Genomic DNA, 26,869 nt, shown 5'->3' on the forward strand with positions numbered 1-26,869 from the left:
CGCTCAAACAGCCACTCCTGCAGCGCTCCGCGGCGCGGGCTCTTCCGCGTTGCACAGCGCACCCTCGAGCGGGCCGCTGCGGCCGAACAGCGGATCCGGCACCGCGCCCCACGTATCCAGCGATTCGGGCACCGGCTCCAGCCAGCGCGGCTGGCGCGCGTCGTCCTCGGGGAACTCCTCCATGCCGAAGCTGTATTCGACCGTCATGCCGTCCGGATCGAGGAAGTAGAAGAACACGCTGTTCGACGGCGGATGGCGGCCCGGGCCGTACACCACCTTGATGTCGTTCTTCTTGATGCGGTACAGCGCACGACCGATGTCGTCGATGTCGGTGACCATGAAGTTGACGTGGTGGAAGTTGCTGCCCGCCGCCGGCCCGACCGCGAACGTGTGGTGGAACGGGTTCGGATGGCAGCGCAGGAAGGCGATGCGGTCCTCGATGTGGTCCGACACGCGAAAGCCGAAGTCGCGCACCAGCGCATCGAGGCTCGACGGGAAATCCGCGCTGCCGATGACCACGTGGCCGATGCGCGCGATGTCGGCCTGGGTAGGCACGAACGGCCTGGCCAGCTGGCGCGCGCCGGCGAACAGCTCGATCAGCAGCCCGCTGTGGCGTTCGCGCACGCGGAAGCCGTCCTGCTGGCGGAGCTGCGCGCTTTCGGCATCGGTGATGCGCTCCGGCGCCATGCCCAATGCGGCGAAGTGCGCGAACGCGGCCTCGACGTCGTGGCCGGACTCGAGTTCGAACGCCACGCGCTTCAGGCCGCGTGCCGGCGACTGGTACAGCACGATGTTGTGGTGGTCGCGGCTGCAGCGCAGGAACGCCACGCCGCCGGCTTCCTCGACCAGGTCGAGGCCGACGATGTCGCGGTAGAACGCCACCGACCGCTTGAGGTCGGTGACGTTGAGCGCGGCGTAGGCGAGCTTGCTGTAGCGGAATGGCACGGTCATGGCGATGTCCTGGGTGGCGGCCGCGGGTCAGAGCAGGATGCTGATGCGGCCGTGCGGGCGCAGGTTCTCGAGGTCGAGCGTGATGCGCTTTTCCGCAATGCGCAGTTCGCCGTCGATCCGCCGCAGGCGGTAGCGGAGCGAGCCGATGAACTGGTCGTTGCTGCCGTTCTTCATGCGCGCGGTGATGAACGCGGCACCGGCCACGACCTCGTCGCCGTCATCGGCGAGGATGCGGACGTTGGCCACCAGGTGGCGGGTGCGCGAACGCGGCCACTCGGAGTGCGCGGTCTTCTTCATCAGCCGCACCACGCGCTCTTTCAGGCGCGTGGCGTCGTCGGCGATGTAGAACAGGCTGCGGTCGGGGTTCGCATCCTTCGGCAGGTCGGTGGACGGCACCAGGTACGTGCAGTCCTCGGTGTAGAGCGCCAGCCATTCGTTGAGCTGCCAGGTGTCGAGCAGCTCGGCCTCGGTGAACAGCAGGTCCTCGACTTCGGCGCGGGTGGTGGCGGCCGCGGCGCGGCCTTCGGGCAGTACGGCATTCATGTGCGGTCTCCTCAGGCGACGACGCGGTCGGTGGCGGGAGCGGCGTCGGCGCCGCGCGTGGCGGGCTCCGGCAGCAGGCCGTTGATGTGCTGGTTCCAGCGCGACCAGAACGCGCGCATCTGCAGCTCGTCGTCGTAGCTCGGCACGTCCTTCGACATGCCCTTGGAGATGTCGCTCCACGGCACCTGGCGATGGTTCTTGAAGCCGTTCTGGCACGACTCCAGCGCTTCCACGTCGTCAGGCGTGGCGAACCCGCCCGGGCCGAGGAACTCGAGGAAGTTGCTCAGGCGGTACTTGCGCGCCCACTCCGATTCTTCGTTCGGCGCCAGCGACCAGCCGTTGATCAGCATGTAGTCGGGCGATTGCGGATAGAACGTGCGCACCGTGATCGCCATGATGTCGTTGATCACGAGGTTCGGGAAAATCAGGATGTTGCGGTTCTTGAACGCCATCCGGTCGGCCATCTCCTGGCCGTGCAGCTCCACCAGGCGCGCATGGATCGCTTCGATCTCGCCCTTGCCGTCCTCACCGAACAGCGGCACCCAGGACGCGATCGGGCGGCCCCACGGCGCGGCGTACTCGAGCACGGCGTGGCCGTTGCCGAGGTCGCGGCTGATGCCTTCCAGCTTGGTGCTGCTCAGGCTGCCGTTGGTGTTCTTCAGGTAGTCGAGGTAGGTCGCGTGGGTGCTGACCGCGTGGTAGCCGTCGATGCTGTTCTCGACCAGCAGCTTCCAGTTGGCACGGATCGCGTATTCCTGCATGCCCTCGTTGACGCCCATGCCGGCCTCGGAATACTTCGAGACCAGGTCGAGGTACTCGCGGGCACCGGCGAGGTAGTCCTCGAGCGGCACGATGTCGGCGTCGTAGCTGACGAAGCAGAAGCCGGCATAGATCGCGAAGCGCGGCACCGGCATCAGGTTGCCGCGGCCCTCCGCGTTGAAGTCCTCGCAGTAGCTTTCCTTGCCCGGCTGGCTCTTGAGCTTGCCGTCGCAGCCGAACACCCAGCCGTGGTAGAAGCACTGGAAGTTCTTGGCGTTGCCGCGCGGCTCGCGGCAGACGGTGGCGCCGCGATGCGGACAGGTGTTGAAGAACGCGCCGATCTCGCCTTCGTTGTTCTTGGTGACCAGCAGGTTGCGGCGCGCCACGGTGCGGGCGACGAAGTCGCCGGGCTTCTTGAACTCGGACTCGTGGCCGACGTACAGCCAGCACTTGTCGAAGATGCGCGCGTATTCCGCGTCCATCACGTCTTCGCGCACGAAGGCCTCGCGCGACACCCGGAAGTGCTCGTCGCCGCGGTCGATCAGCTTGATGTCCAGCTTGTCGCTCATGTCGCTTCCTCTTTCTTGCTGGTCCGTGTCAGGACTGGCAGTCGCTCAGGTTGGTGGCCGGGTCCGCGAGCTTCGAAGGCTCCAGCCGGGTGGCCTGGCGCATCCAGCGACGCGCCATGGCCATGTCTTTCGGGTTGTTCAAGGTCGTGCAGCCGCTGATCCGTCCCGCGTCGTCGAGGCGGAACACGCTGAAGCGGTCGCTGCCCTCGTTGCCGCGCACCACGCGCGTGCCCTGCGTGGCGTCGCCGAGCACCTGCAGGTTGGTGCCGCCCTGGTCGGACCAGAACCACGTCGGCGCCGTGTACGCGACCGGCTCTCCGATGAGGTTGCGGGCCACGGCGACGGCGTGGTCCTGCGCATTGGCCCAGGTCTCGATGCGGCCATGGCCGGCGGCGAGCGGCTGCGAGGCGACGTCGCCGGCGGCGTAGATGCCCTCGATCGCGGTACGCCCGCAGGCGTCGACGCGGATGCCGAGCGCATCGCTGATGCCGAGGCCGGCGAAGGCTTCGATGTTCGGCTCTACGCCAATACCGACCAGCACGCGCGCACCGGGCACGCGGCTGCCGTCGGACAGCTCCACGCTGCCGTCGTCGTGCAGCGCGACGGCCTGGCAGCCCAGGCGGATGTCGACCCCGCGCGCGGCATGGATGCGCGCCAGCGCCGCGGAAACCGGCGCATCGAGGCTGCGCGGCATCAGCCGGTCGGCGGCCTCGACCAGGGTCACCGCGATGCCCCGGGCTGCGGCCGCCGCGGCGACCTCGAGGCCGATCACGCCGCCGCCGACGATCGCCAGTGCATGGCCTTCGTCGAAGTCGCGCGCGAGGTGCGCGGCGTCTTCCAGCGAGCGCAGGTAGCGCACGCGGCCGGGCACGTCCATGGCGCCGGGCAGGCGACGCGGACGCACGCCGGTGGCGATCAACAGGCGCGACCAGGCGAGGGTGGAGCCGTCGTCGAGCTCGACATGGCGCGCCGCCGCGTCGACCGCCTGCACGCGGCGACCGAGGCGCAGTTCGATGCCGTCGGCGGCGAAGGCCGCGACGTCGCGGATGTGGCGCGCAGGCGCGGCGCCGGGCTTGAGCATCGCCTTGGACAGCTGCGGGCGCTCGTACGGCGCGTGCGCCTCGTCGCCGACGATGACGATCGCGCCGGCGTGGCCGGCACGGCGCAGCTCGGCGGCTGCCGTCGCCGCGGCCTGGCCTGCGCCTGCGATCACCACGTTGTTGTCGAGCTGCATGTCCACGCGTTCAATCCCCGGATCCGGCAGTCAGTAACAAACCGACCAGACTGTCTGTAAGTGATGGGACATCGTTGCCGCCCTTGCACCGTGATGTCAACCTTCGCTGGAGGCGGTTTCCAACGCGGGTGCGGCGGCTTCGATGATCAATTCGCGAATGCCCGCGCATTCATCTTTTGCGGACACCGGCTGGCTGTCCGTGCCATGCCCGGTGACACGCGCGACCAGCGCCTCGACATCCGCCGGCAGGTGTTCGCCGCGCCATGCGACGTGCAGGTCCGGGCGCAGCAGCAGCAGCGGCGCTCCGTACACGCGTGCCAGCGCCGGCTCATCGAGCACCAGCGCCTGCAGCGGCACGTCGCGAGCGGCGAACGCGTCGACGAGCGCTTCGATATCCGGCGCGGCGGGGAGCGCGAGCAGCGTGTAGCCATCGCCCACGAGGTCGAACAGCGCACGGCCGTCGCGCAGCCACATGTGCGGCAGGCGCGCGCCGGGCTGCGCACTGGGCACGTAGGTGTTGAGCTCCCAGGCGGGCTCCGGGCCCGGCTCGGTGGCGATCACCGGCGAGCCCGCGTAGTGGTAGCCAAGCTCGGCGCCGGCCATCTCGTGCACGCGCCGCTGTTCGACGTCGGCGAGTGGCGCCAGCGCGGCGCGCGCGGCGACACCTTCGTCGCCCGCTGCATGGATCGCCGGCGTCACCGCGGCGCGCCAGCGCTGCGGCCCCTGCGATGCCCAGCCCGAGGCATCGCGATTGAACAGGCCGACGCGCCGGCGCTCGTGTTCGTAGGAATCGAGCAGCGCCGGCCCGCCCCAACCCTGCACTGCGCCTGCAAGCTTCCAGCCCAGGTCGATGGCGTCGCCCACGGCGGTATTCATGCCGAGGCCGCCGGTCGGGATCACCAGGTGCACCGCGTCGCCGGCAAGGAACACGCGGCGTTCGCGATAGCGCTCTGCGACCAGCAGGTGCAGGTCCCATTCGTTGACGCGCAACACTTGCAGGTCGTAGTCGCCGGGGATGTAGCCGCGGATCACCGGCACGAAGTCGCTGTCGGCGGGCAGCGAGGTATGCAGGGTGAAGTCGGTGCGGTTGCCCTGAACCACCACGATCGCGCCATCGGCGAGGTAGTAGTGGCGCCCCTTGCCGATCGGAATGCGGTCGTACAACTGCTCGGAGCGGAACTGCACCTGTGCCATGTGCGCCAGCCGGCCGCGGCCCTCGAGCGCGATGCCGAGCGTCTTGCGGATGAAGCTGGCGCCGCCGTCGCAGGCCACCAGGTACTGGCCGCGCACGCGCTGCGTGTCGTCACCCGGGCCGCGCACCTGCACGCAGACGCCGCCATCATCCTGCTCGAAGCCCACGGTCTCGTGGCCGAAGCGCACGTCGACCGAAGGCAGGGCCTCGGCGGCCGCCTTGAGCAGCGGCTCCAGTGCGTACTGCGACACCAGTTGGTACGGCTCGAGCGGCGCGCTGCCGTCGTTGGTGGCGGCGATCCACTCGCGCTGCTCGCGCACCGTCTGGTAGCGCAGGCGCGCGATCGGCGTGGCCAGGTCGACCGCGGTGAACACGTCCATCGACGTGTCCGGCCCGTAGCCGACTTCGCGGATGGCGTCGGCAAGCCCGAGCCGGCGGTAGATCTCCATGGAGCGCGCGTTGGTGCGCTCCATCTTCGGCCACGGGCCCGGCTCGGCGTTGCGCTCCAGCAGCAGCGTGCGCACGCCACGGCGCCCCAGGTCGATCGCCAGCGTCAGGCCTGCAGGGCCGGCTCCGGAAATCACCACCTCGTACGCCTGGTTCACGCCGGCACGGCCTCCGCCGGCGCCGCCGGGCGCTGGATCGCATCGAGCACCGACGGCGTCTGCAGGCGGTGGCCGACGTTGAACTGCGCACGGCGCAACTCCTTGTCCTGGGCGAGCTTGCGCAGCCGTTCCAGGTCGCGCTCCAGGCGCTCGGGATCTTCGGAGTGGAACACCAGGCGCTTGGTCTCCACCGACGTCGGCGAGGCGGTCTCGGCGAACACCCGGCGCCGCTCTTCGGCATAGCGGTCGAGCACCGACTCCGGCGCGCGTCCCTGCACCACGGCGGCCAGCGCCTCGGACAGCACCTGCGAATCCAGCATGCCCGACACCAGGCCGAAGCCGTTGGTGGGGTTGGTGACGTGCGCGGCGTCACCTGCGAGCAGCACGCGGCCGACGCGCATGCGGTCGACGATGCGCTGGTGCATGTTGTAGGCCGAGTACAGCTTCAGCTCGTAGGGCATGTCCCTGGGGAGCACGCGCGCGTAGTAGGCGTGGATGCGCTGCTCGAGGCCTTCCAGCGGGAGGCTGGTGTCTTCGGAAAAGGTGACGCGCCAGATGCCGGAGCGGGTGACCTTGGCGATCACCGCGCCGTCGGCGGGATCCACCAGGTAGTTGCAGGCGTCCCAGCCATGCGCCTCGAGGTCGCAGACGACGTTCGTGGCCACGAACCGCTGCGGCCAGGTCATGCCGTCGAAGGTCGCGCCGATCGCCTTGCGCACGCCGCTGCCGCCGCCGTCGGCGCCAATCACCCAGTCGGCGCGATAGCGCACCGTGTTGCCGTCGCGCTCGGCCTCCACGTCGACGCCGTTGCCATCCTGCGCCAGCGCGGTCATCCGCGTGTTCCAGTCGATGCGCACGTTGGGATACGCGGCCAGCTTGCGCAGCGCGATCTGCTCCAGCTGGTCCTGGCCCAGCACCACCGCGTACGGATGCGCGGTGTCGTCGGCCACGGCATCGATGTCGAGCCGGATGACCTCGCCGCTGGCGAGGATGCGGTAGCACATCTCGTGCAGCTTGAAGCCCTCGGCGACCATGTCGTCCAGCAGCCCCAGGCGCTGCATGCCGGCCAGCACCGTCCAGTGGTAGGTCATGGCACGCGGCTCCGGCACGATGCCGGCGTTGCGTTCGATGACGGTGACGTCGACGCCGGCGCGCGCCAGGCCGAGGGCGTTGATCATGCCGACCGGGCCGGCTCCGACGATGAGGACGCTGGTCTTGCTCATTGCGTGGGGTGTTCCTGTGTTGCCCGGCGCGCGGCACCCTTGCGGATGCCGCGGTCCGGTGTACGGGTGGGAAGTGGTGGCGTCAGGCGCGTTCGGCGGCGAACGAAGCCGCCGACTCGACCGACCGCGCGTCGCCCGCCTTGTAGCCCGCGGTGTGCAGCGAGGTGCCGACGGTTTCGCGCATCAGCAGGATCGAGACGGTGGCGATGGCGGCGATCAGCGCCATCATCAGGCCGATGCCGATGCTGCCGTACGCGGCCAGCAGCGGCGCCGCGAGGATCGGCGGGATTGCGCCACCGATGACGCTGCCGAGGTTGAACGACACGCCGGTGGCGGTGGAGCGGTACGCGGTGCGGAAGGTCTCCGGGATCAGCGCCGCGGTCGGGCCGTTGGCCAGGCCGACCAGGGTCAGCGTCACCGACATCGCGATGCCGACCAGCAGCAGGTTGCCGGTATTGACCATCGGGAACAGGCAGAACGCCCAGATCACGGCCAGGCCGTTGGCCCAGCCCATCACCGTGCGCCGGCCGATCCGGTCTGCCAGGCGCGCGCCGATCACCGTGGCGATGATGTTGACCACCACCGCGATCAGGTTCACGCCCAGCATCTCGTTGCGGCTGAAGCCGAGCACGCTGGTGCCGTAGTTGGTCAGGTAGACCGCGCCGAGATAGAAGAACGCCAGCCACATCGACACCGAGCCGGCGGCCAGCAGCACTTCGCGCCACTGGTGGCGGAACAGTTCGACCACCGGCGCGCGCGCGGCGGCGATCTTGTCGGCGCGCGCGGCGGCGGCGCGGAACACCGGCGTTTCGGCGATGCCAACGCGCACGTACAGGCCCACGGCGACCAGCAGCACGCTGAGCAGGAACGGAATGCGCCAGCCCCAGGCCTCGAACGTCTCCTGCGACATGAAGTAGCCCGAGACGAGGAAGGTCAGCGTGGCCAGCAGCAGGCCCGAGCAGGTTCCGAGGGTCGGCGACAACGCGTACCAGGCGCGCTTGTCGGCCGGCGCGTATTCGCCCACGAACAAGGCCGCGCTCGACCATTCGCCACCGACCGCGAGGCCCTGCGCGAAGCGCAGGATCACCAGCAGGATCGGCGCCCAGATGCCGATCATCGAACCCGGCGGCAGCAGGCCGATGGCCACGGTGGCCGCGCCCATCAGCACCAGCGTTGCGACCAGGGTGGTCTTGCGACCGAGCTTGTCACCGAGATAGCCGAACAGCACGCCGCCCACCGGACGCGCCACGAACGCCACGCCGAACGTCGCGAACGAAGCGGCCACGCCGGCCGCGGCACCGAGCTCCGGGAAGAAGATCTTCGGGAACACCAGCGCGGCGGCCATGCCGTAGATGAAGAAGTCGTAGTACTCGACGGTGGTTCCGAGCCAGCCGGCGATCAGCACCTTGCGGATGCTCTGCGGCGCGGCGGTATCCGCGGTTGGTTGCGCTGACATCTGCGTTCGTCCCCTTTGGGTGGCCGCCGGTCGGGCGGTCCAGGTTGCGTTCGTGGTTGAAGTAACAAACCGACCAATCTGTCTGTAACTTGGCGGCCACCGGATGCTCATCGGCGTCGCGGAAGGCTGTCAACAAAGGTTGCTGTTGCAACTGTGTCGCATCGCAACATAGCCGGCGGCCGTGCGCGCCATGACCCCTTGCGGCAAGGCGTCCGGCGCGTTGCTGCAGCGCGGCAACAGCGCCTGCGCAGGCGACGTTCCGTACCCATGCGCATGCCGGCCCCACCGCGTTCGCTGCGCAGATTGAGAGGAAGCAGATGTCCACGATCACCGCCGCCCTGCCTGTTTTCCTCCTGGTCGCGCTGGGCGTGCTGTTGCGCCGCATTGGCGTGCTGGATGCGGTCGCGGCCGCCGGCCTCAACCGCTTCGTGGTGTCGCTGGCGCTGCCGGCAATGCTGTTCGCGGTAATGGCGGGCGCCGACCGCGCGTCGCTGGCGCAGCCGCGGCTGCTCGCGGCGTTCGTGTTGACCGCCCTGGCGCTGTACCTGCCGGTGCTGTGGTGGTCCCGGCGCCGCGGCGCCACGCTCACCGGAGCCAGCCTCGATGGCCTGTGCGCGTCCTACGCCAACACCGGCTTCATCGGCATCGCGCTGGCGCAGGTTGCGCTCGGCGATGCCGCGCTGCCCGGCGCCGGCCTGTCGGTGGTGGTGACGGCGTGCGTGCTGTTCGCGCTGGCGCTCGCGGTGATCGAGTTCGACCGCCAGCGCGGCGCCGGGATCATCGCCACGCTGCGGCGCACCTTGCCGATGCTCGCGCGCAACCCGCTGCTGTGGGCGCCGGCGGCGGGCGCCGCGATGACGTGGGCGCAGTGGCGGCTGCCGGCCGTGCTGGCGGCCCCGGTGGACCGGCTGGCCGCCTGCGCCAGCCCCTGCGCGCTGGTGGCGATCGGGCTGTTCCTGACACAGGGCCGACGCGAAGCCGCTGCGCTGCCGGTCGCCGCGCACATTCGCGCCGGCGCCGGGCGCGGCGCGGTGCTCGGCCTGTCGGTGGCCAAGCTGCTGGTGCAGCCCGCGGTGGCCTGGTTGATTGCGGTCCCGTTGCTGCGCTTGCCGCCGATGCACGCGCAGCTGGTGGTGCTGATGGCCATGCTGCCCACGGGCACGGGGCCGTCTATGCTCGCCGAACATCTCGGCACGCGCGTCCTCCTGAGCTCGCGGGTGACGGCGGTGACCACCGTGCTCTCGGTGGCGACCATCTCGGCATGGCTGGCGCTCGCGAACGGATGAGGCGTGGCCGAGGCGGGCCAATGCCGCGGGCTCTGTTCTATAATCCGGCCCAGCTGTGGCCGCCCGCCACGCGCGAAAGGTGCTCCGTGCGCAATTACGACCTCGATTTCCTCAAGAAATTTTCCCTGGTGCTGGTCTTCCTGACCCTGGTCACCTTCGGCCTGATGGTGGGCGCGTACTTCCTGCACCACAGCCTCGAAGTGGACGTCGACCCGAGCATTTCAAAGCGCACCGCGGATCGCATCGCGCCGATCAGCGCCGTCTATGCGGGCTCCACCGGTGCCGCCGCGCAGGCCGCGGCCTCGGCTGCCGCGGCCGCCGCTGCGACCGCGCAGGTCGCGTACGGCGGCACGCTCGACGGTGCGGTGATCCACCAGAACCTGTGTGCCGGCTGCCACGTCTCCGGCGCCGGCGGCGCTCCCAAGCTGGAGCGCGCGGCATGGGCGGCGCGCATCGCCCAGGGCGCCGACACCCTGCACCGCCACGCCATCGAAGGCTTCACCGGCAGCGCCGGCATGATGCCGGCCAAGGGTGGCAACCCGGCGCTGACCGACGAACAGGTCATCGCCACCGTGGACTGGATGGTCGCGAACCTCGAGTAAGCGGCCACCCGCCTGCCAACGACGCCGCCTTCGGGCGGCGTTGTCATTTCCGCCCCCCGCTTGCCGTTCGCCCACCCCGCCGGAGTCGCCATGCGCAGCTTGTCCAAGCCCTTTCCTGGCGTGCTGTTCGCCGCCACCCTGCTGGCGATCACGGCGGGCTGCGGCAGCATCGCGACATCGCGCCCCGCGGACGCGGACTCGGTCGCCGTGCTCGGCGCACCGCCCGCGGACTGGCGGGTGCACGAAGGCCAACGGATCCGCATCGCCGCTCCGCTGGTCGTGAGCGGCAACCAGCGCCTGGCGCGCAACGGCGAGGTCGTGCTGTCCTTCGACGGCCGCCTGTTCGCGCCGACCGAAGTCGCCGCACCCGGCCCCGACGCGATAGCGCTGGCCGCCCACAACCGGCGGCGCAGCCTGGTGCTGGCGCTGGGCGAGGACGCGCAGGTGGCGGCCGCCGACTGGCGCGCCGGCGGAATCGTCGATGGCGCCGAAGGCATCCTGCGCCTGGGCGAATACGGCGCGCGGCTGGAGGTCACGGCCGCGCCGGCGCTGCGCCCCGCGCCACGGCCTGCACCGCCACCGCGGGCCGGCGAGTTGCGGCTGGCCAGCCTCAACCTTGAAAACCTCTTCAACGGTGACGGCGCCGGCGGCGGCTTCCCCACCGAGCGCGGCGCGCGCACCCCGGGCGAACACGTGGCGCAGCAGGCGCGCCTGGTGGCCGCGCTGGCGGCGCTGGAGGCGGACATCGTCGCGGTACTGGAGGTCGAGAACGACGGCTACGACGCGCGCTCGAGCATTGCGCAACTGGTCGCCGCCCTGGACCCTACAGGCGCGCGCTGGCGCTTCGTCGATGCCGGCACGGGCCCGGGCAGCGACCCGATCCGCGTCGGCCTGCTGTACCGCAGCGACCGGGTGCACCCCGTGGGTGCGCCGGCCACCCTTGCCGACGGCCCCTTTGCGACGCTCAGCCGCGCGCCGCTGGCGCAGGCTTTCCGCGCCGGCGACGGCCCCGCGTTCGTGGTGGTGGCCAACCATTTCAAGTCCAAGGGCTGCCGCGACGCCAGCGCCGGCGATGCCGACCAGGGCGATGGCCAGTCCTGCTGGAACCCGACGCGCCGCGCATCCGGCGCGCTGCTCCGCGACTGGCTGTCCGGCGATCCCACCGGAAGCGGCAGCACGCTGGTCGCGGTGCTCGGCGACCTCAATGCCTACGCGATGGAGGAGCCGGTGCGCGACTTCATCGCCGCGGGTTGGCAGGACGCGTTTGCCGCCAGCAGCCACGCGGCGCCAGCCAGCCCGCCGTACACCTATGTCTATGACGCCCAGGCCGGCCGCCTCGACCACGCCCTGCTGAGCCCGGCGCTGGCAGCGCGCCTGCAGGCGGCCTCCGCCTGGCACAGCAACGCAGACGAGGCATCGAACGTCGCCGATCAGGCCGGCAATGGCGGCGAACAGGCCGTCAAGCCATGGCGCAGCTCCGACCACGACCCGGTCGTCGTCGACCTGCGCCTGCGCACGCCCTGAACACCAGGACCTATCATTCCCCCATGACCACCCCCCTGCCCGTGTTCCCCGACGCCTCCGGCGCGCTGCTCTTGCCGGGCCCGGCGGGTGCGCTCGAGGTGGCCGTCGACGTTCCCGATGACGACGTCGCGCGGGTTCGGGTGGTGGCCGTGGTCTGCCATCCGCTGCCCACCGAGGGCGGCACCATGCACAACAAGGTGGTGACCATGGCGGCGCGCGCCCTGCGCGAGCTGGGCGTGACCACGGTGCGCTTCAACTTCCGCGGCACCGGCCAGTCGGCCGGGTCGTTCGACCAGGGCGATGGCGAGCGCGACGACCTGCGCGCAGTGGCCGGCTGGGTGCGCGCGCAGCGGCCGTCCGACGAACTGTGGCTGGCCGGCTTCAGCTTTGGCGCCTACGTGAGCCTGGCAATGGCGAGCGAACTGCAGCCGGCGATGCTGGTGTCGATCGCGCCGCCGGCCGGCCGCGGCTGGGACTTCGATGCCATCACCCTGCCGACCATGCCGTGGCTGGTGGTGCAGGGCGAGGCCGACGAGATCGTCGACCCGCAGGCGGTCTATGACTGGCTGGCCAAGCGCAAGGCCAAGGCCGAACTGGTGCGCATGCCCGACACCTCGCACTTCTTCCATCGCAAGCTGATCGACCTGCGCGGCGCCATCAAGAGTGGCGTGCGACGCCACCTGCCGGGCGGCAATGACTGACGACCGCGGCGGGATGTCGCCGTCGCAGGCCTACCGCGCAGGCGTTGAACGCGGCGACTGGGGCCATGACCCGGCCCAGCAGCCGGCACTCGCGGCGCTCGACCGCGTGCATGCGGCGCTGATCGCGCGGCGGCGCGGCAGCCTGCTCACGCGCCTGCTCGGCGCCGGCGAGCGCGCGCCCCAGGGCCTCTACCTCTGGGGCGGCGTGGGCCGCGGCAAGACCTTCCTGGTCGACCAGTTCTACGAGCACCTGCCGCTGCCGGTCGCCAAGCTCGACGCCGGCGCCCGCGGCGGCAACGGCAAGCGCCGCACCCATTTCCACCGCTTCATGCGCGTGGTCCACCAGCGCCTGCGCGAGCACGCCGGCGAACGCGACCCGTTGGCCACGATCGTGGCCGAATGGCGGCGCTCGCTGCGCGTGCTGGTGCTGGACGAGTTCTTCGTCAGCGACATCGGCGACGCGATGCTGCTGGCGCGCGTGCTGGAGCGGATGTTCGCCGAAGGCATCGTGCTGGTGACCACGTCGAATGCGCCGCCCTCCGCGCTGTACGCCGACGGCCTGCAGCGCGCGCGGTTCCTGCCGGCGATCGCACTGCTCGAACAGCACTGCGACGTGCTGGAACTGGTCAGCGACACCGACTACCGCCTGCGCGAGCTGACCCGCTCGCCGGTGTATCGCGCGCCGCTCGACGACGGCGGCGACGCCTGGCTGGAGACGCGCTGGCATGCGCTTGGCGGCGACGATGCCCACCGCGACGGCTCGATCGAACTCGAGGGCCGCAAGATCGCCACCCGCGCACGCTGCAAGGGCATGGCCTGGTTCGACTTCGCGGCGCTGTGCGAAGGCCCGCGAGCGGCCGCCGACTACATCGAGATCGCGCGCGAGTTCCACACCGTGCTGCTCGGCGGCATCCCGCTCATGGACGCCACGCGCGACGACGCCGCACGGCGCTTCGTCACCCTGGTCGACGAGCTCTACGACCGCAACGTCAACCTGGTGTGCACCGCCGCGGACGCGCCGCACGCGCTGTACTCCGGCGAGCGCCTGCGCGGTGCCTTCGAGCGCACCGCATCGCGGCTGGTGGAGATGCGCAGCGCCGAATACCTCGCGCGCGAGCACCGCGACTAGGCCACGACATATTGTATTGACCTACCTCATCGACCCCACTATGTTGTGCCGGTCGGTTCCCGCGGCCTGCGCCACGGGATGAAAAGGGAAGCCGGTGCGGCGCGCGTTCTTCGAACGTGTGCCAAGGCCGGCACTGCCCCGCAGCGGTAGGTGGAAACGAAGTCGCGACATGCACTGGGGCACGCGCCCCGGGAAGCAGCGGCAAGTAGGTGGCGACGGACCTCCGTCGCCGTGTCCACGAGTCCGAAGACCTGCCGACAGCCGCGCGAAGCACGCCGCGCGGTGCCGGCCGTGGAATCTCCGGGGGGAGGTGGCCGGTGACGCAGCTCCGCCCATCCGCTCGCGCGGGTGCGTCGCGGCCGTTGCGACACCGACACCAGACCCTTGGCGACGCCAGGCCTCCGGCCGCCGCCCGAGGGAGCGATGGCCAGGTGCGCCACCCTGTACAAGGCGAACGCCATGACCGAACACGACCACTCCGGCGCCGCGCCCGCGGCACCGGCCGGCAGCCCCGACGGCTTCCTGCTCACCCCGCCGCCCACCGCCACCACGATGCGCGTGCTCAAGCGCAACGGCTGCGACGAGGCCGTCGACCTCAACAAGATCGTCCGCGCCGTGCAGCGCTGCGCCGACGGCCTGCACGCCGTCGACCCGATGCGCGTCGCCACGCGCACCATCTCCGGCCTGTACGACGGCGCCAGCACCCGCGAACTCGACGAACTGTCGATCCGCACCGCGGCCATGCTGACCGCGGAAGAGCCCGAGTACAGCCGCCTCGCCGCGCGCCTGCTGGCCGGCGTGATCGCCAAGGAGGTCGCCGGCCAGGAGATCCACGCGTTCTCGCAGTCGGTCGCACGCGGCCACGAACTCGGCCTGATCAACGCGCGCCTGCTCGGCTTCGTGCAGGCCAACGCGCGCAAGCTCAACGACGCGATCGATGCGTCGCTGGACCTGCGCTTCGACTACTTCGGCCTGCGCACGCTCTACGACCGCTACCTGCTGCGCCACCCGCACACGCGCAAGGTGGTCGAATCGCCGCAGCAGTTCTTCCTGCGCATCGCCTGCGCGCTCAGCGAGGACGTGCCCGAGGCACTGGCGCTGTACCGGCGCATGGGCCGCCTGGACTACCTGCCGTCGTCGCCCACGCTGTTCAACGCCGGCACCACCCACGAGCAGCTGTCGTCGTGCTTCCTGCTCGACTCGCCACGGGATTCGCTGGAGTCCATCTACCGCAGGTACGGCGAGATCGCGCAGCTCTCCAAGTTCAGCGGCGGCATCGGCGTGAGCTTCACCCGCGTGCGCTCGCGCGGTTCGCTGATCACGTCCACCAACGGCCATTCCAACGGCATCGTGCCGTGGTTGAAGACCCTGGATTCCTCGGTGGCGGCGGTCAACCAGGGCGGCAAGCGCAAGGGCGCGGCCTGCGTGTACCTGGAGCCGTGGCATGCCGACGTCGAGGAGTTCCTGGAACTGCGCGACAACACCGGCGACGACGCGCGGCGCACCCACAACCTCAACCTGGCGAACTGGATCCCGGACCTGTTCATGCGCCGCGTGGAGGCGGATGGCGACTGGTCACTGTTCGATCCGCGCGTGGTGCCCGACTTCACCGACCTCCATGGCGACGCGTTCGATCGCGCCTACGCGCAGGCCGAGGCCGACGGCAAGGCGGTGCGCACGCTGAAGGCGCGCGAGCTGTACGCGCGGATGATGCGCACGCTGGCGCAGACCGGCAACGGCTGGATGACGTTCAAGGACGCGTGCAACCGCGCCAGCAACCAGACCGCGCGGGCCGGCAACGTCATCCATCTGTCCAACCTGTGCACCGAGATCCTCGAGGTCACATCCGACAGCGAGACCGCGGTCTGCAACCTGGGTTCGATCAACCTTGCACACCACCTGGAGGCCGATGCCGGGCACGGCACGCGCTTCGATTTCGACAAGCTCGGCGAGACCGTTCGCCTCGCGGTGCGCCAGCTCGACCGGGTGATCGACCTCAACTTCTATCCGATCGACTCCGCGCGCAGCGGCAACCTGCGCTGGCGGCCGGTCGGGCTGGGCGTGATGGGCCTGCAGGACGTGTTCTTCCAGCTGCGCCTGCCGTTCGACGGCGACGAGGCGCGCACGCTGTCGGCGCGCATCGCCGAAGCGATCTATTTCCACGCGCTTGAAGCGTCCTGCGAGCTGGCGATCGAACGCGGCCGCCATCCGGCGTTCGCCGACACCCGCGCCGCGGCCGGCGAGCTGCAATTCGACGCCTGGGGCGTGATCCCGGCCGACACCGTGCGCTGGGACGCGCTGCGCGCGCGCATCCGCGAGCACGGCCTGCGCAACTCGCTGCTGATCGCCATCGCGCCCACTGCCACCATCGCCTCGATCGCCGGCTGCTACGAATGCGTGGAGCCGCAGGTGTCCAACCTGTTCAAGCGCGAGACGCTGTCCGGCGACTTCCTGCAGGTCAACCGCCACCTGGTGCTGGAACTCAAGAAGCTCGGCCTGTGGACGCCGGAGGTGCGCGACGCGATCAAGCGCGCCGAGGGTTCGGTGCAGGGCCTGGCGCAGGTCCCGGAGGCGCTGCGCGCGATCTACCGCACCGCCTGGGAAGTGCCGATGCGTTCGCTGATCGACATGGCCGCCGACCGCGGCGCGTTCATCGACCAGTCCGCGTCGCTCAACCTGTTCATGGAAAGCCCGTCGATCGGCGCGATGTCGTCGATGTACATGCATGCCTGGAAGCGCGGCATCAAGACCACGTACTACCTGCGCTCGCGGCCGGCCACGAAGATCGCCAAGGCGACGCTGGCTGGCATGGACGCGGAGGCGCCGGCCCCGCGGGAGTACGCACCGGCCGAGGCGGTGGCCTGCTCGCTGGAGAACCCGGAGAGCTGCGAGGCCTGCCAGTAGGCCGTGCAGACGCGACTCCGCAAGCCCGCCCCTATCCCGAGGAACACCATGATGTCCACGCACCACGCCCGGCTGCTGCTCGACCCCGGCTTCGAACTCACCCTGCGGCCGATGCGCTACCCGCGCTTCTACGAGATGTACCGCGACGCGATCCGCAACACCTGGACGGTGGAGGAGGTCGACTTCTCGCTCGACACCACCGACCTCAAGACCAAAGTCGGCCCCGCCGAGCGCCATCTGATCGAGCGCCTGATCGCGTTCTTCGCCACCGGCGATTCCATCGTGTCCAACAACCTGGTGCTCAACCTCTACCAGCACATCAACGCGCCGGAAGCGCGCATGTACCTGTCGCGGCAGCTGTACGAAGAGGCGCTGCACGTGCAGTTCTACCTCACCCTGCTCGACACCTACCTGCCCGACCCCGCCGACCGCACGCGTGCCTTCGCCGCGGTCGAGAACATCCCCTCGATCCGCCGCAAGGCCGAATTCTGCTTCAAGTGGATCGACTCGCTGCAGGGCGTCACCCGCATCGAGACCCGCGCGCAGCGCCGCCAGTTCCTGCTCAACCTGGTGTGTTTCGCCGGCTGCATCGAGGGCCTGTTCTTCTTCGGCGCGTTCGCCTACGTGTACTACCTGCGCTCGCGCGGGCTGCTGCACGGCCTGGCCAGCGGCACCAACTGGGTATTCCGCGACGAGAGCTGCCACATGGCATTCGCGTTCGAGGTCATCCGCACCGCGCGCGAGGAGGAACCGGACCTGGTCGACGACGCGTTCCGCGCGCAGGTGGTGGAAATGATGACCGAGGCGGTGGAGTGCGAGTACGCGTTCGCCGAGGACACGCTGTCGGGCGGCGTGGCCGGGCTGTCGCTGAAGGACATGCGCCAGTACCTGGAGTACTGCGCCGACCAGCGCATGGCCCAGCTGGGCATGCCGCGGCATTTCGGCGCGCGCAACCCGTTCGCGTTCATGGAGCTGCAGGACGTGCAGGAACTGACCAACTTCTTCGAGCGTCGGGTCTCGGCCTACCAGGTGGGCGTGGAGGGCGAAGTGGCCTTCGACGAGGCGTTCTGACGGCTGCCGTCCGCCGGTTACCATCGGCGCACTGCCCGGGGAGAACGCGCCATGTCACGCAACGCCTGCATCCTGCTGTCGTCGTTCGTCCTCGCCGGCCTGGCGCTGCCGCTGCATGCCCGGGACGGGCAGCGCCCGGAAGTGGCCGCGGCCGCGTCGGAACTCGGCGCCAAGGTCGTGGCCTGGCGCCGCGACCTGCACCAGTACCCGGAGCTCGGCAACCGCGAGACGCGCACCGCGGCGCTGGTCGCCGAGCACCTGCGCGCGCTCGGCCTGGAGCCTGTGACCGGCATCGCCACCACCGGCGTTACCGCCGTGCTCAAGGGCGGCAAGCCGGGGCCGCGCCTCGCGCTGCGCGCCGACATGGATGCGCTGCCGGTCACCGAGACCAGCGGCCTGCCGTTCGCGTCGACGGCCACCTCCACCTACCGCGGCGAGACCGTCGGCGTGATGCACGCCTGCGGCCACGACGCCCACACCTCGGTGCTGATGGGCGTCGCCGAGGCGCTGGTGGCGATGCGCGACGAACTGCCGGGCGAGGTGCTGTTCGTGTTCCAGCCCGCCGAGGAAGGCCCGCCGGACGACGAGAAGGGCGGCGCGAAGGAGATGCTGGCGCAGGGTGTGTTCCGCGACTTCAAGCCGGATGCGGTATTCGGCCTGCATGTGTTCTCCACGCTGCAGGCCGGCAAGCTCGGCGTGCGCAGCGGGCCGACGATGGCCGCGTCCGACCGCTTCAACATCGTGGTCAAGGGCCGCCAGACGCACGGCTCCCGGCCGTGGGGCGGCGTGGACCCGATCGTCGCCGCGGCGGACATCATCGGCACCGCGCAGACCATCGTCAGCCGCCGCCAGGACATCTCCAGCCAGCCGGTGGTGGTCAGCTTCGGCGCCATCAAGGGCGGGATCCGCTACAACATCATTCCCGAGCAGGTGGAGCTGGTCGGCACCATCCGCACGTTCGACGACGGCATGCGCGACGCGGTGTTCGCCGACCTGAAGAACGTCGCGGAAAAGGTGGCCGCCGCGCACGGCGCGACCGTCGAGGCCAACGTGCCCGACCAGGACGGCAACCCGGTGACCGCCAACGACGCGGCGCTGACCGCGCGCATGCGCCCGAGCCTCGCGAAGGTGGCCGGCCCGGGCAACCTGCTGGACATGCCGCTCAACATGGGCGCCGAGGATTTCTCGTTCTTCGCCCGCGAGGTGCCAGGCCTGCTCTTTTTCGTCGGCGCCACGCCCGTCGGGCAGGACCCGGCGACCGCGCCCAGCAACCACTCGCCGGCGTTCTTCCTCGACGAGTCCGCGCTCGACCTGGGAATGCGCGCGATGCTGCAGCTGACGCTGGACTACCTGCACGGCGACGACGCGCCCACAAGCGGCGGCTGAGCGCAGGCGCGATAATGCGCCCATGACCACCGAACTCCCCCTCGGCCGCGAAGTCGCCTACCCGCGCGCCTACGACGCCTCGCTGCTGTTCCCGATCGCGCGCGACGCCGGCCGCGACACGCTCGGCATCGGCGCCGCCCTGCCGTTCGACGGCCACGACCGCTGGCAGGCCTACGAGCTCTCCTGGCTGGACGCGCGCGGCAAGCCGGCGGTGGCCACCGCGACCTTCCTGGTGCCGGCCGCGTCGCCGCGGCTGATCGAATCGAAGTCGCTCAAGCTGTACCTGAACTCCTTCAACGGCACGCGTTTCGCGGATGCCGCGGATGTGCGGGCGCGCATCGCCGCCGACCTCTCGGGCGCGGCCGGCGCCACGGTGGCGGTCGACTTCGGCCTGCCGCCGATGGCCGGCGTCGACGACGATGCAGGCAGCATCGACATCGACGGCGTTGACGTCGCCATCGACGCCTACGACCACCCGGCGCCCGAACTGCTCGCCTGCGACCCGGCGGCGGAAGTGGAGGAAACCCTGCGCTCGCAGCTGCTGAAGTCCAACTGCCCGGTCACCGGCCAGCCGGACTGGGCCAGCCTGCGCATCGCCTACCGCGGCCCGCGCATCGACCGCGCCGCGCTGCTGCGCTACCTGGTGTCGTTCCGCGAGCACGCCGGGTTCCACGAGCAGTGCGTGGAGCAGGTGTTCGTGGACCTGATGGCGCAGTGCCGCCCGGAGTGGCTGTCGGTCGAAGCCCGCTACACGCGCCGCGGCGGCCTGGACATCAATCCCTGGCGGGCCACGCCAGGCCTGCCGCCGCCTGCGGCGCGGCGCGACGTGCGGCAGTGAGCGCAGGGGCAACGCCGCGCGCACCAAGCGGCGCGCGCCTGGTCGCTCACGGTGACGCGATGTTTCCTTAACAAGGGCCGTGTGAACCTCCGCGCTGCAAGGCACAGGAGGCCAGCATGAGCAATCCGCAGAATCCCAACGATCCGGCATCGCTGTCGCTGCAATCCGACCGCAAGGCGGAAACCGGCAACAAGCCGGGCAAGGCCGACTTTTCCAATGTCCGCAGCGCGGTCGACAGCACCGAGGCGGCGGCCCCGCGCGGCGCCGATTTCGGCAATGTGCAGTCCTCGGTGTCCTCCACCGAGGACATGGCGGGCGCGACCAGCTACACGGTGCAGAAGGGCGACACGCTCTCGCACATCGCCAAGGCGCAATACGGCAAGGCCAGCCAGTGGCGGCGCATCTTCGATGCCAACCGCGACCAGCTCGACGATCCCGACCGCATCCAGCCGGGCCAGGTGCTGAAGATCCCCCCGGCCGAAGCCGACAGCTGACCCGCTCGACGTTCGCCCCCGCCCTGAACCCCATGGAGAACCACCACATGATGCGCACCCCGATCCATGCCGCACTGGCCGCGGCGCTGCTGGGCACCCTGGCCCTGGCCGGCTGCAAGAAGGACGAGCCCGCCGTCGTCACCCCGCCTCCGGCCGCGCCGGCCCCGACCCCGGCCCCCATGCCGGCTCCCGCCCCCGCAGCCGCGGTCAGCGTGACGTCGGTCGACCTCGGCACCGCGGTCGACGCCAACAACCGCGTCACAGCGCCGGCCACCACGTTCGCGAGAGGCGACACGATCCATGCCTCGGTGGCCACCACGTCGTCGGACCCGGCCATGCCACAGCGCGGCCAGCTGACCGCGCGCTGGTCGTTCGAGGATGGCCAGCTGGTCGACGAACTGAGCCGCGACTTCGACTTCACCGGCACCGGCAACACCGCGTTCCAGGTCAGCAAGCCGGACGGCTGGCCGGTGGGCCGCTACAAGGTGGAGATCCTGCTCAACGGTGCCGTCGTGCAGACGCGCGAGTACGAAGTGCGTTGATCGATACACCCGCGTGAAACAAGGCCCGGCCCTGCGCCGGGCCTTTTCGTTGGCGGGGCGGGAACACACCGCGATCCAGCGTGGCGTGCAAGGGAGGCGCATGGTTTCCGGTTAGGCTTGCGACACCATCCCCTGGAGCACGCCGATGTCCATCCTCCGCAAGAGCAGCGCCCTGCTGCCGCTGCTGCTGCTCGCCGCCTGCGCCTCGGCCCAGCCCGCCGGCACCAGCCCCGGCGCACGGTCGGCCGGGGTGGGCGAACACGCGCCCGACCCGTTGCTCGACGCGGCGCTCGGCGGCAGCTGGCGTTCGCCCGCTAACGTCGCCCGCGACCAGTACCGCCACCCGCGCGAAACCCTCACCTTCTTCGGCATCGAAACCGGGCAGACCGTCATCGAGATCACGCCCGGCGCGGGCTGGTATGCCGAGATCCTCGCGCCCTGGCTTGCGGACGGCTACATCGCCGCGGTGGTCGATCCCGCCGCCCTGCCGGCGGGCTCCGGACGCACGTACCAGGACACCGCGCGTGGCCGGCTCGAGGCGCGCTTCGCGGCCGCGCCCGCACAGTTCTCGCGTGCCCGCATCGTGGCCTACGATCCCGCCGCGCCGGTGCTGGGCGCCCCGGGTTCGGCCGACGCGGTGCTGACCTTCCGCAACGTGCACAACTGGCGCAGCGCGGGCCAGGCCGAAGGCATGTTCAAGGCCTTCCATGCGGTGCTGAAGCCGGGCGGCGTGCTGGGCGTGGTCGAGCACCGCGCGCGCGCCGACGTCCCCGCCGACGACAAGTCCGGTTATGTCGGGCAGGCGCAGGTGATCGCGATGGCCGAAGCCGCCGGGTTCCGCCTCGACGCCGCCAGCGAGATCAACGCCAATCCGCGCGACGACCGCGATCATCCCAATGGCGTCTGGACGCTGCCGCCGACCAACCGCCACGACGCCGAGGACCGCCAGCAGTACCAGGCGATCGGCGAAAGCGACCGGATGACCCTGCGCTTCGTGAAGTAGTGCTGGTCGCGTTCAACAAGCCGCACGGCGTGCTGTGCCAGTTCACCGACCGCAGCGCGCCGCCGCGGCCGACGCTGGCCGGCTTCGGGCTGCCGGCGGCGGTGTACCCCGCCGGCCGACTCGACCATGACAGCGAAGGCCTGCTGCTGCTGACCGACGACGGCGCGCTCGCGCACCGCATCACCGACCCGCGGCACAAGCTTGCCAAGACCTACCTGGTGCAGGTCGAGGGCGCGCCGTCGCCCGCGCAGCTGGATGCCCTGCGCGCAGGCGTGACGCTCAGCGACGGACCGTCGCGCCCGGCGCGCGCGCGCCTGCTCGACATGCCCCCGCCGCTCTGGCCACGCGACCCGCCGGTGCGCATGCGCAAGACCGTGCCGGATGCGTGGCTGGAACTGGAGATCCGCGAAGGCCGCAACCGCCAGGTGCGGCGCATGACCGCGGCGGTCGGGCTGCCCACCCTGCGCCTGGTGCGGATCGCGATTGGCGGGTGTGCGCTGGATGGCATCGCGCCTGGCGCCTGGCGCGAAATCCCGATGGCGACGCCGTTTGGCTGAACGGTTCAGGGCGCGCATCGGCGACGCCATGCAATGCACCGGGGTGCTTGCAGCGCCCCCCGGTGATTCTGCTACCTTCACGTCCACCATCCGCAGCGTATTCACGCCGCCGGATGGCAACCCAGGCACGGAAGGTCATGGCATCAGGCATCACCGCACAGGGCCGCGTGCTGGTCGTGGACGACCAGCAGGCCAACCTCCGCGTCGTCAGTGCGCTGCTGGCACGCCACGGCTACGACGTCGCCGTGGCCGACAACGGGCCGGCCGCGCTGGCCATGGTCGAGGCGCAGGTGCCCGACCTGATCCTGCTGGACATGATGATGCCGGGCATGGACGGGTTCGGGGTGATGGCCGAGATCCGCGAGCGCGCGCTGCTGCGCGTGCCCGTCGTGTTCCTGACCGCCGCCCAGGACCGTGAGCTGCTGCTGCGCGCATTCGGCGCCGGCGCGGTGGACTACGTGACCAAGCCGTTCATTCCCGAGGAGCTGATGGCGCGCGTCAACGCGCACGTCGGCCTGAAGCTGGCCCGCGACCGCCTCGAACGCGTGGCACGCGAGCGCCAGGAGCTGGTCAACCTGGTCGCGCATGACCTGAAGAACCCGCTGTCCAGCGTCGTGTTCGCCAGCGACATGCTGCTCGCCGACAGCGTGCGCGCCGAGCGCGTGCCGCGTTACCTGCAGATGATCCGCGACAGCGCGGAGGACGGACTGGGCTACATCCGCCGCTACCTGGAAACCCAGGCCCAGGCGCGCAGGCAGGACACCCAGGCGGACGCGCGCGCGTCGCTCGGCGACGTGGTGGAGTGGATCATGGGCCGCTACAGCCTGCAGTTCGAAGACCGTGGCTGCCGGCTGCAGGCGGCGCCCGTGGGACCGGCGGTGGTGGCGATGGACGCCGTGGTGCTGCGCCAGGTCGCCGAGAACCTGATCAGCAACGCCATGAAGTACGCGCCCGGCAGCGATGTCGAACTGTCGGCGCCGGCCAGCGCGCCGGGCTACTGGCAGCTGCGCGTGGAGGACCGCGGCCCGGGTATTCCGGGCCATCGCCAGCGCGAGCTGTTCCGGCCATTCGTGCGCCTGGCCAACGACGACCCGGCGATTGCCGGCGCCTCGAGCGGGCTTGGCCTGTCGCTGGCGCAGCAGATCGTCAGTGGCGCCGGCGGGCAACTCTGGTACGAAGACCGCGAGGGTGGCGGCGCGTGCTTCGTGATCGAACTGCCGGAAGCCGCCGCCCTCTGATCGTGCGGTGAGGCCTCAGTCGCCGTCGGCACCGCTGGCGGCGACCACCCCATCCTGGGCGGACGCGCGCTTGCGCGGCACACCACGGCGGGCTTCGATACGCCGCGACTTGCCTTCGATGGCGGCCTCGGCTTCTGCCTTCCTGCGGTGCCTGCGCACCGCGTACAGCACCAGGCCGATGCCTGCGGCTGCGGCAGCGACCGCCACCGGGTTGCGACGCACGACCTGGCCCACCACGCGGGTGCCGGTCCGTGCGACGCCGATCGCGGCGCCGGTCTGCAGCCACTTGCCGGCACCGGCCGGCACGACGTTGCGGAGCCCGTCGCCGAGCTGGCCGACCAGCTCCATGGCCTTGTCGGGGAAGGTGTCGCGGAGATGCTGGCGCTTGCGCATGCGGGGGCCTCTTGGCGTAGTTCGCCGGAGTGGTCCGGCGGCGTGACAGGATGCAACAAGTCTGTTGCCGCGCGCGTCGCGCCGGCGTGATCGGAACAACGTTGATTCAGCCTTGGCGGGGCCGCGCGCGGTGGGTGGGCGTGGCGTTCCACGGATCCTCGGGCCACGGATGCCGCGGGTAACGGCCCTTCATTTCGCGACGCACTTCCGGCCAGGTGCGATCCCAGAAGCCGCGCAGGTCGCCGGTCACCTGCAGCGGGCGTCCGGCCGGCGACAACAGGTGCAGCAGCAGCGGCACGCGGCCGTCGACGATGCGCGGCGTATCCGCCAGCCCGAACAGTTCCTGCAGCTTCACTGCCAGCACCGGCGCCTGCGGCGTGCCGTCGTCGTCGACCGCGTACTCGATCGCGCGCGCCTGTCCCGACGGCACCACGATGCGCGTCGGGGCGAGCGCCTCGAGGCGCTGCTGCGCGGGCCAGTCGAGCAGGCTGCGCAGCGCGCCCGCGAATTCCTCCGTGCCGAGCGCATCGAGCCTGGACTTGCCGGCGAACGCCGGCCGCAGCCAGCTGTCCAGGCTGGCCAGCAGCGCTGCATCGTGCAGATCGGGCAGGCCGGAACCGGGCAGTTCGAATTGGCGCTGCCAGGCGTGGAGCGCGCGCACCCGCGCGCGCCACTGTTGCAACCCGGGGCTCCAGGGCAGGGCGTCGAGGCCGAGCGCGCGCACCGCATCGGTCAGCGCCTGCGCGGCGGCCGCGGGATCGACGCGACCGGTCACGCGGCTGTCGAGCACGATGCCGTCGAAGCGGCGCACGCGCTCGCCGACCAGCGCCAGGCGCGCCGGATCCCAGCGGGTTTCGTCGCGGTCGCTGAAGCGCGCGGCGAAATCGCGCCGAAGCAGCGCCTCGTCGACCGGGGCGGCGAGCAGCAGCAGCGCATCGCGCGCCTCGAAGCGCAGCTCGCTGGCGACCAGCCACGGCTCGCCGACCAGCGCGCTGTCGTCGGCAAGCCGCGCCATGCGCCCGTTGGCCAGCTGGTAGCGGCGCAGGTCAGTGCCGTGGCGCGCCGCGACGCGGTCCGTGAACGCGTGTGCGAGCAGGTCGCCGAGTGCATGCGCCGGCACGTCGCGGGGCGGCGCGGCATCGCAGCGCAGGCGCCGGCGCCACTGCTTGGCCGCGGCATCGATCGCGGCCAGCGCGCCACGGTTGGCGTCGGCCGGCACGCGGCGCTCGCGGAACGCCGCCAATGCACGCCAGCGCGCCGCGATCGCATCGCTGCGCGCGCGCAGCGGGTCGCGCGCCTCGACCAGCGCCGCCAGGTCGCAGGCCAGCGCGCGCGCCGCCGCGTCGGGCGCGGCGAGCAGCATTGCCGCCAGCCGCGGATGCGTGCCGAGGGCGATCATGCGCCGCCCGGCGGCTGTGATCGCATCACCCTCCAGCGCACCGAGCCGGCGCAGCAGGTCGCGCGCCGCCGCCATCGCGCCGCTCGGCGGCGGGTCGACGAAGCGCAGCGCGTCGCTGCCCCAGGCGGCCAGCTCCAGCGCCAGCGCGGCCAGTTCGACCTGCGCGATCTCCGGGCGGCGCTGCGCTTCCAGGCGCAGCGATTCCGGCCACAGCCGGTACGCCCAGCCCTCGGCGACGCGCCCCGCGCGGCCCGCGCGCTGGTCGGCCGAGGCCTGTGCGATGCGCACCACGTCGAGCCGGCTGAAGCCGCTGTTGGGGTCGTAGCGCGGCTCGCGCGCCTGCCCGCTGTCCACCACCACGCGCACGCCGGGCAGGGTGACGCTGGATTCGGCGATGTTCGTCGCCAGCACCACCCGGCGCCGGCCGTCGGTCGACGGGCGCAGCAGCCGCGCCTGCTCCTCGACCGCGAGTTCGCCGTGCAGCGCCAGCACGTCGGCACCGGCCGCCGCGACCGCGGTGCCTGATTCCAGCGCCGCCGCACAGCGCGCGATCTCGCGGCGCCCGGGCAGGAACGCCAGCACGTCGCCGGGATGGCGCTCGAGCGCGTGCTCGATGGCGCGCCGCGCGTGGTGTTCGAGCACCTCGTCGCGCCGCGCCGGGAAGTGCGCGATGTCGACCGGATAGCTTCGCCCGGCGCTCGACAGCCGTGGAGCGTCGAGGAACGCTGCCAGCCGCTCGCCGTCGAGCGTCGCCGACATCACCACGATGCGCAGGTCCTCGCGCAGCCCAGCCTGCACGTCGAGCGCCAGCGCCAGGCCGAGATCGGCGGCGAGGTGGCGCTCGTGGAATTCATCGAACAGCAGCGCGCCGACGCCGGCCAGCATCGGATCGTCCTGCAGCATCCGCGTGAGGATGCCCTCGGTGACCACTTCGACCCGCGTCGCCGCCGACACCCGGTTCTCGAAACGGATGCGATAGCCGACGGTCTGCCCGACCTCCTCGCCCAGCGACGCCGCCATGAACGTCGCCGCCGCGCGCGCGGCGACACGCCGCGGCTCCAGCATCACGATGCGCTGCCCGGCGAGCCACGGCGCATCGAGCAGCGCCAACGGCACGCGCGTGGTCTTGCCCGCGCCCGGCGGCGCCTCGAGCACCAGCCGCGCATGCTCCGCCAGGCTCGCGCGTATCGCCGGCAGCAGCTCATCGATGGGAAACGAAGCCTTGTCCACCCGCAAAGGATAGGGCCTGCCGCGCTCGGCCATCACGCAA

Annotated in this window: 23 protein-coding genes and 1 riboswitch; of the genes, 14 read left to right on the top strand and 9 right to left on the bottom strand. The window is 71.0% G+C overall.

Translation table 11 applies throughout. From position 1 onward, the window contains the following. Positions 1 to 3: 3 nt before the first annotated feature. The 7 genes from JGR64_RS13610 to JGR64_RS13640 form a co-directional block, all read right to left on the bottom strand. Entirely contained in the window at positions 4 to 951 is a 948-nt protein-coding gene (locus tag JGR64_RS13610) for a VOC family protein (RefSeq protein WP_199374152.1), read from the bottom strand. 27 nt (positions 952 to 978) lie between these two features. Then, on the bottom strand, positions 979 to 1,494 hold the full coding sequence (locus tag JGR64_RS13615) for an aromatic-ring-hydroxylating dioxygenase subunit beta (RefSeq protein ID WP_199374154.1): 516 nt from the start codon (positions 1,492 to 1,494) through the stop codon (positions 979 to 981). 11 nt (positions 1,495 to 1,505) lie between these two features. Continuing rightward, on the bottom strand, positions 1,506 to 2,822 hold the full coding sequence (locus JGR64_RS13620; RefSeq protein ID WP_199374156.1) for an aromatic ring-hydroxylating dioxygenase subunit alpha: 1,317 nt from the start codon (positions 2,820 to 2,822) through the stop codon (positions 1,506 to 1,508). 28 nt (positions 2,823 to 2,850) lie between these two features. Further along, positions 2,851 to 4,056, bottom strand: coding sequence for an FAD-dependent oxidoreductase (locus tag JGR64_RS13625; protein WP_233348279.1), 1,206 nt, complete (start codon positions 4,054 to 4,056; stop codon positions 2,851 to 2,853). A 96-nt stretch (positions 4,057 to 4,152) separates the two neighbouring features. Beyond that, positions 4,153 to 5,853 carry an FAD-dependent monooxygenase gene (locus JGR64_RS13630; protein WP_199374160.1) on the bottom strand — a complete coding sequence of 567 codons (1,701 nt, stop codon included), beginning with the start codon at positions 5,851 to 5,853 and terminating at the stop codon, positions 4,153 to 4,155. Then, positions 5,850 to 7,076 (bottom strand): FAD-dependent monooxygenase, encoded by a 1,227-nt coding sequence (locus tag JGR64_RS13635; protein WP_199374162.1) that lies wholly within the window; start codon positions 7,074 to 7,076, stop codon positions 5,850 to 5,852. Before JGR64_RS13635 ends, JGR64_RS13630 begins: the two co-directional genes overlap by 4 nt. A gap of 82 nt (positions 7,077 to 7,158) precedes the next feature. Next, entirely contained in the window at positions 7,159 to 8,532 is a 1,374-nt protein-coding gene (locus JGR64_RS13640) for an MFS transporter (RefSeq protein WP_199374164.1), read from the bottom strand. A 317-nt stretch (positions 8,533 to 8,849) separates the two neighbouring features. On the opposite strand from JGR64_RS13640, the gene JGR64_RS13645 reads away from it, so the two are divergent. From JGR64_RS13645 to JGR64_RS13710, 14 genes are all read left to right on the top strand, one after another. After that, complete coding sequence (locus tag JGR64_RS13645) at positions 8,850 to 9,818, top strand: AEC family transporter (protein WP_199374166.1); 969 nt, start codon at positions 8,850 to 8,852, stop codon at positions 9,816 to 9,818. A gap of 86 nt (positions 9,819 to 9,904) precedes the next feature. Beyond that, positions 9,905 to 10,420 carry a c-type cytochrome gene (locus JGR64_RS13650; protein ID WP_199374168.1) on the top strand — a complete coding sequence of 172 codons (516 nt, stop codon included), beginning with the start codon at positions 9,905 to 9,907 and terminating at the stop codon, positions 10,418 to 10,420. Positions 10,421 to 10,510: 90 nt separating this feature from the next. Beyond that, positions 10,511 to 11,944: an ExeM/NucH family extracellular endonuclease gene (locus tag JGR64_RS13655; RefSeq protein WP_199374170.1), complete on the top strand. Its 1,434-nt coding sequence runs from the start codon at positions 10,511 to 10,513 to the stop codon at positions 11,942 to 11,944. 23 nt (positions 11,945 to 11,967) lie between these two features. Continuing rightward, on the top strand, positions 11,968 to 12,645 hold the full coding sequence (locus JGR64_RS13660; protein ID WP_199374172.1) for an alpha/beta fold hydrolase: 678 nt from the start codon (positions 11,968 to 11,970) through the stop codon (positions 12,643 to 12,645). A gap of 13 nt (positions 12,646 to 12,658) precedes the next feature. Beyond that, positions 12,659 to 13,774: a cell division protein ZapE gene (gene zapE, locus JGR64_RS13665; RefSeq protein ID WP_199374387.1), complete on the top strand. Its 1,116-nt coding sequence runs from the start codon at positions 12,659 to 12,661 to the stop codon at positions 13,772 to 13,774. A 36-nt stretch (positions 13,775 to 13,810) separates the two neighbouring features. Further along, a riboswitch (cobalamin riboswitch) is annotated at positions 13,811 to 14,048 on the top strand. Between the two features lie 185 nt (positions 14,049 to 14,233). Then, the gene (locus tag JGR64_RS13670) at positions 14,234 to 16,678 is read left to right on the top strand and encodes a ribonucleoside-diphosphate reductase subunit alpha (protein WP_199374174.1); all 2,445 of its coding nucleotides are present in this window, start codon (positions 14,234 to 14,236) and stop codon (positions 16,676 to 16,678) included. A 51-nt stretch (positions 16,679 to 16,729) separates the two neighbouring features. Then, on the top strand, positions 16,730 to 17,749 hold the full coding sequence (locus JGR64_RS13675) for a ribonucleotide-diphosphate reductase subunit beta (protein ID WP_199374176.1): 1,020 nt from the start codon (positions 16,730 to 16,732) through the stop codon (positions 17,747 to 17,749). Positions 17,750 to 17,800: 51 nt separating this feature from the next. Then, entirely contained in the window at positions 17,801 to 19,135 is a 1,335-nt protein-coding gene (locus JGR64_RS13680) for an amidohydrolase (protein WP_199374178.1), read from the top strand. A gap of 22 nt (positions 19,136 to 19,157) precedes the next feature. Further along, positions 19,158 to 19,973 (top strand): NADPH-dependent 7-cyano-7-deazaguanine reductase QueF, encoded by an 816-nt coding sequence (gene queF / locus JGR64_RS13685; protein WP_199374180.1) that lies wholly within the window; start codon positions 19,158 to 19,160, stop codon positions 19,971 to 19,973. 116 nt (positions 19,974 to 20,089) lie between these two features. Next, positions 20,090 to 20,467: a LysM peptidoglycan-binding domain-containing protein gene (locus JGR64_RS13690; protein WP_199374183.1), complete on the top strand. Its 378-nt coding sequence runs from the start codon at positions 20,090 to 20,092 to the stop codon at positions 20,465 to 20,467. A 47-nt stretch (positions 20,468 to 20,514) separates the two neighbouring features. Then, complete coding sequence (locus tag JGR64_RS13695) at positions 20,515 to 21,009, top strand: hypothetical protein (protein WP_199374185.1); 495 nt, start codon at positions 20,515 to 20,517, stop codon at positions 21,007 to 21,009. Between the two features lie 145 nt (positions 21,010 to 21,154). After that, positions 21,155 to 22,012 (top strand): class I SAM-dependent methyltransferase, encoded by an 858-nt coding sequence (locus tag JGR64_RS13700; RefSeq protein WP_199374187.1) that lies wholly within the window; start codon positions 21,155 to 21,157, stop codon positions 22,010 to 22,012. Then, entirely contained in the window at positions 22,012 to 22,569 is a 558-nt protein-coding gene (locus tag JGR64_RS13705; RefSeq protein ID WP_199374189.1) for a pseudouridine synthase, read from the top strand. Before JGR64_RS13700 ends, JGR64_RS13705 begins: the two co-directional genes overlap by 1 nt. A gap of 137 nt (positions 22,570 to 22,706) precedes the next feature. Next, positions 22,707 to 23,807: a hybrid sensor histidine kinase/response regulator gene (locus JGR64_RS13710; protein ID WP_199374191.1), complete on the top strand. Its 1,101-nt coding sequence runs from the start codon at positions 22,707 to 22,709 to the stop codon at positions 23,805 to 23,807. A gap of 15 nt (positions 23,808 to 23,822) precedes the next feature. On the opposite strand, the gene JGR64_RS13715 is transcribed toward JGR64_RS13710, so the two are convergent. Next, positions 23,823 to 24,200, bottom strand: a complete 378-nt coding sequence (locus tag JGR64_RS13715; protein ID WP_199374193.1) for a hypothetical protein — start codon at positions 24,198 to 24,200, stop codon at positions 23,823 to 23,825. A gap of 106 nt (positions 24,201 to 24,306) precedes the next feature. Further along, complete coding sequence (gene hrpB / locus JGR64_RS13720; RefSeq protein WP_234446964.1) at positions 24,307 to 26,829, bottom strand: ATP-dependent helicase HrpB; 2,523 nt, start codon at positions 26,827 to 26,829, stop codon at positions 24,307 to 24,309. Positions 26,830 to 26,869 lie beyond the last annotated feature (40 nt).

It is taken from the genome of Luteimonas sp. MC1572, assembly GCF_016615815.1.
In the GTDB taxonomy this organism is placed as follows: domain Bacteria; phylum Pseudomonadota; class Gammaproteobacteria; order Xanthomonadales; family Xanthomonadaceae; genus Luteimonas.

What these genes read in the sequence shown, in the direction of transcription:
- JGR64_RS13660 (WP_199374172.1), top strand. Translation starts at nt 11,968, where the DNA reads ATGACCACCCCCCTGCCCGTGTTCCCCGACGCCTCCGGCGCGCTGCTC.
- JGR64_RS13640 (WP_199374164.1), bottom strand. Translation starts at nt 8,532, where the DNA reads ATGTCAGCGCAACCAACCGCGGATACCGCCGCGCCGCAGAGCATCCGC.
- JGR64_RS13670 (WP_199374174.1), top strand. Translation starts at nt 14,234, where the DNA reads ATGACCGAACACGACCACTCCGGCGCCGCGCCCGCGGCACCGGCCGGC.
- JGR64_RS13700 (WP_199374187.1), top strand. Translation starts at nt 21,155, where the DNA reads ATGTCCATCCTCCGCAAGAGCAGCGCCCTGCTGCCGCTGCTGCTGCTC.
- JGR64_RS13615 (WP_199374154.1), bottom strand. Translation starts at nt 1,494, where the DNA reads ATGAATGCCGTACTGCCCGAAGGCCGCGCCGCGGCCGCCACCACCCGC.
- queF (WP_199374180.1), top strand. Translation starts at nt 19,158, where the DNA reads ATGACCACCGAACTCCCCCTCGGCCGCGAAGTCGCCTACCCGCGCGCC.
- JGR64_RS13680 (WP_199374178.1), top strand. Translation starts at nt 17,801, where the DNA reads ATGTCACGCAACGCCTGCATCCTGCTGTCGTCGTTCGTCCTCGCCGGC.
- JGR64_RS13610 (WP_199374152.1), bottom strand. Translation starts at nt 951, where the DNA reads ATGACCGTGCCATTCCGCTACAGCAAGCTCGCCTACGCCGCGCTCAAC.
- JGR64_RS13695 (WP_199374185.1), top strand. Translation starts at nt 20,515, where the DNA reads ATGATGCGCACCCCGATCCATGCCGCACTGGCCGCGGCGCTGCTGGGC.
- JGR64_RS13715 (WP_199374193.1), bottom strand. Translation starts at nt 24,200, where the DNA reads ATGCGCAAGCGCCAGCATCTCCGCGACACCTTCCCCGACAAGGCCATG.
- JGR64_RS13675 (WP_199374176.1), top strand. Translation starts at nt 16,730, where the DNA reads ATGTCCACGCACCACGCCCGGCTGCTGCTCGACCCCGGCTTCGAACTC.
- JGR64_RS13645 (WP_199374166.1), top strand. Translation starts at nt 8,850, where the DNA reads ATGTCCACGATCACCGCCGCCCTGCCTGTTTTCCTCCTGGTCGCGCTG.
- zapE (WP_199374387.1), top strand. Translation starts at nt 12,659, where the DNA reads ATGTCGCCGTCGCAGGCCTACCGCGCAGGCGTTGAACGCGGCGACTGG.
- JGR64_RS13655 (WP_199374170.1), top strand. Translation starts at nt 10,511, where the DNA reads ATGCGCAGCTTGTCCAAGCCCTTTCCTGGCGTGCTGTTCGCCGCCACC.
- JGR64_RS13690 (WP_199374183.1), top strand. Translation starts at nt 20,090, where the DNA reads ATGAGCAATCCGCAGAATCCCAACGATCCGGCATCGCTGTCGCTGCAA.
- JGR64_RS13710 (WP_199374191.1), top strand. Translation starts at nt 22,707, where the DNA reads ATGGCATCAGGCATCACCGCACAGGGCCGCGTGCTGGTCGTGGACGAC.
- JGR64_RS13625 (WP_233348279.1), bottom strand. Translation starts at nt 4,056, where the DNA reads ATGCAGCTCGACAACAACGTGGTGATCGCAGGCGCAGGCCAGGCCGCG.
- JGR64_RS13620 (WP_199374156.1), bottom strand. Translation starts at nt 2,822, where the DNA reads ATGAGCGACAAGCTGGACATCAAGCTGATCGACCGCGGCGACGAGCAC.
- JGR64_RS13635 (WP_199374162.1), bottom strand. Translation starts at nt 7,076, where the DNA reads ATGAGCAAGACCAGCGTCCTCATCGTCGGAGCCGGCCCGGTCGGCATG.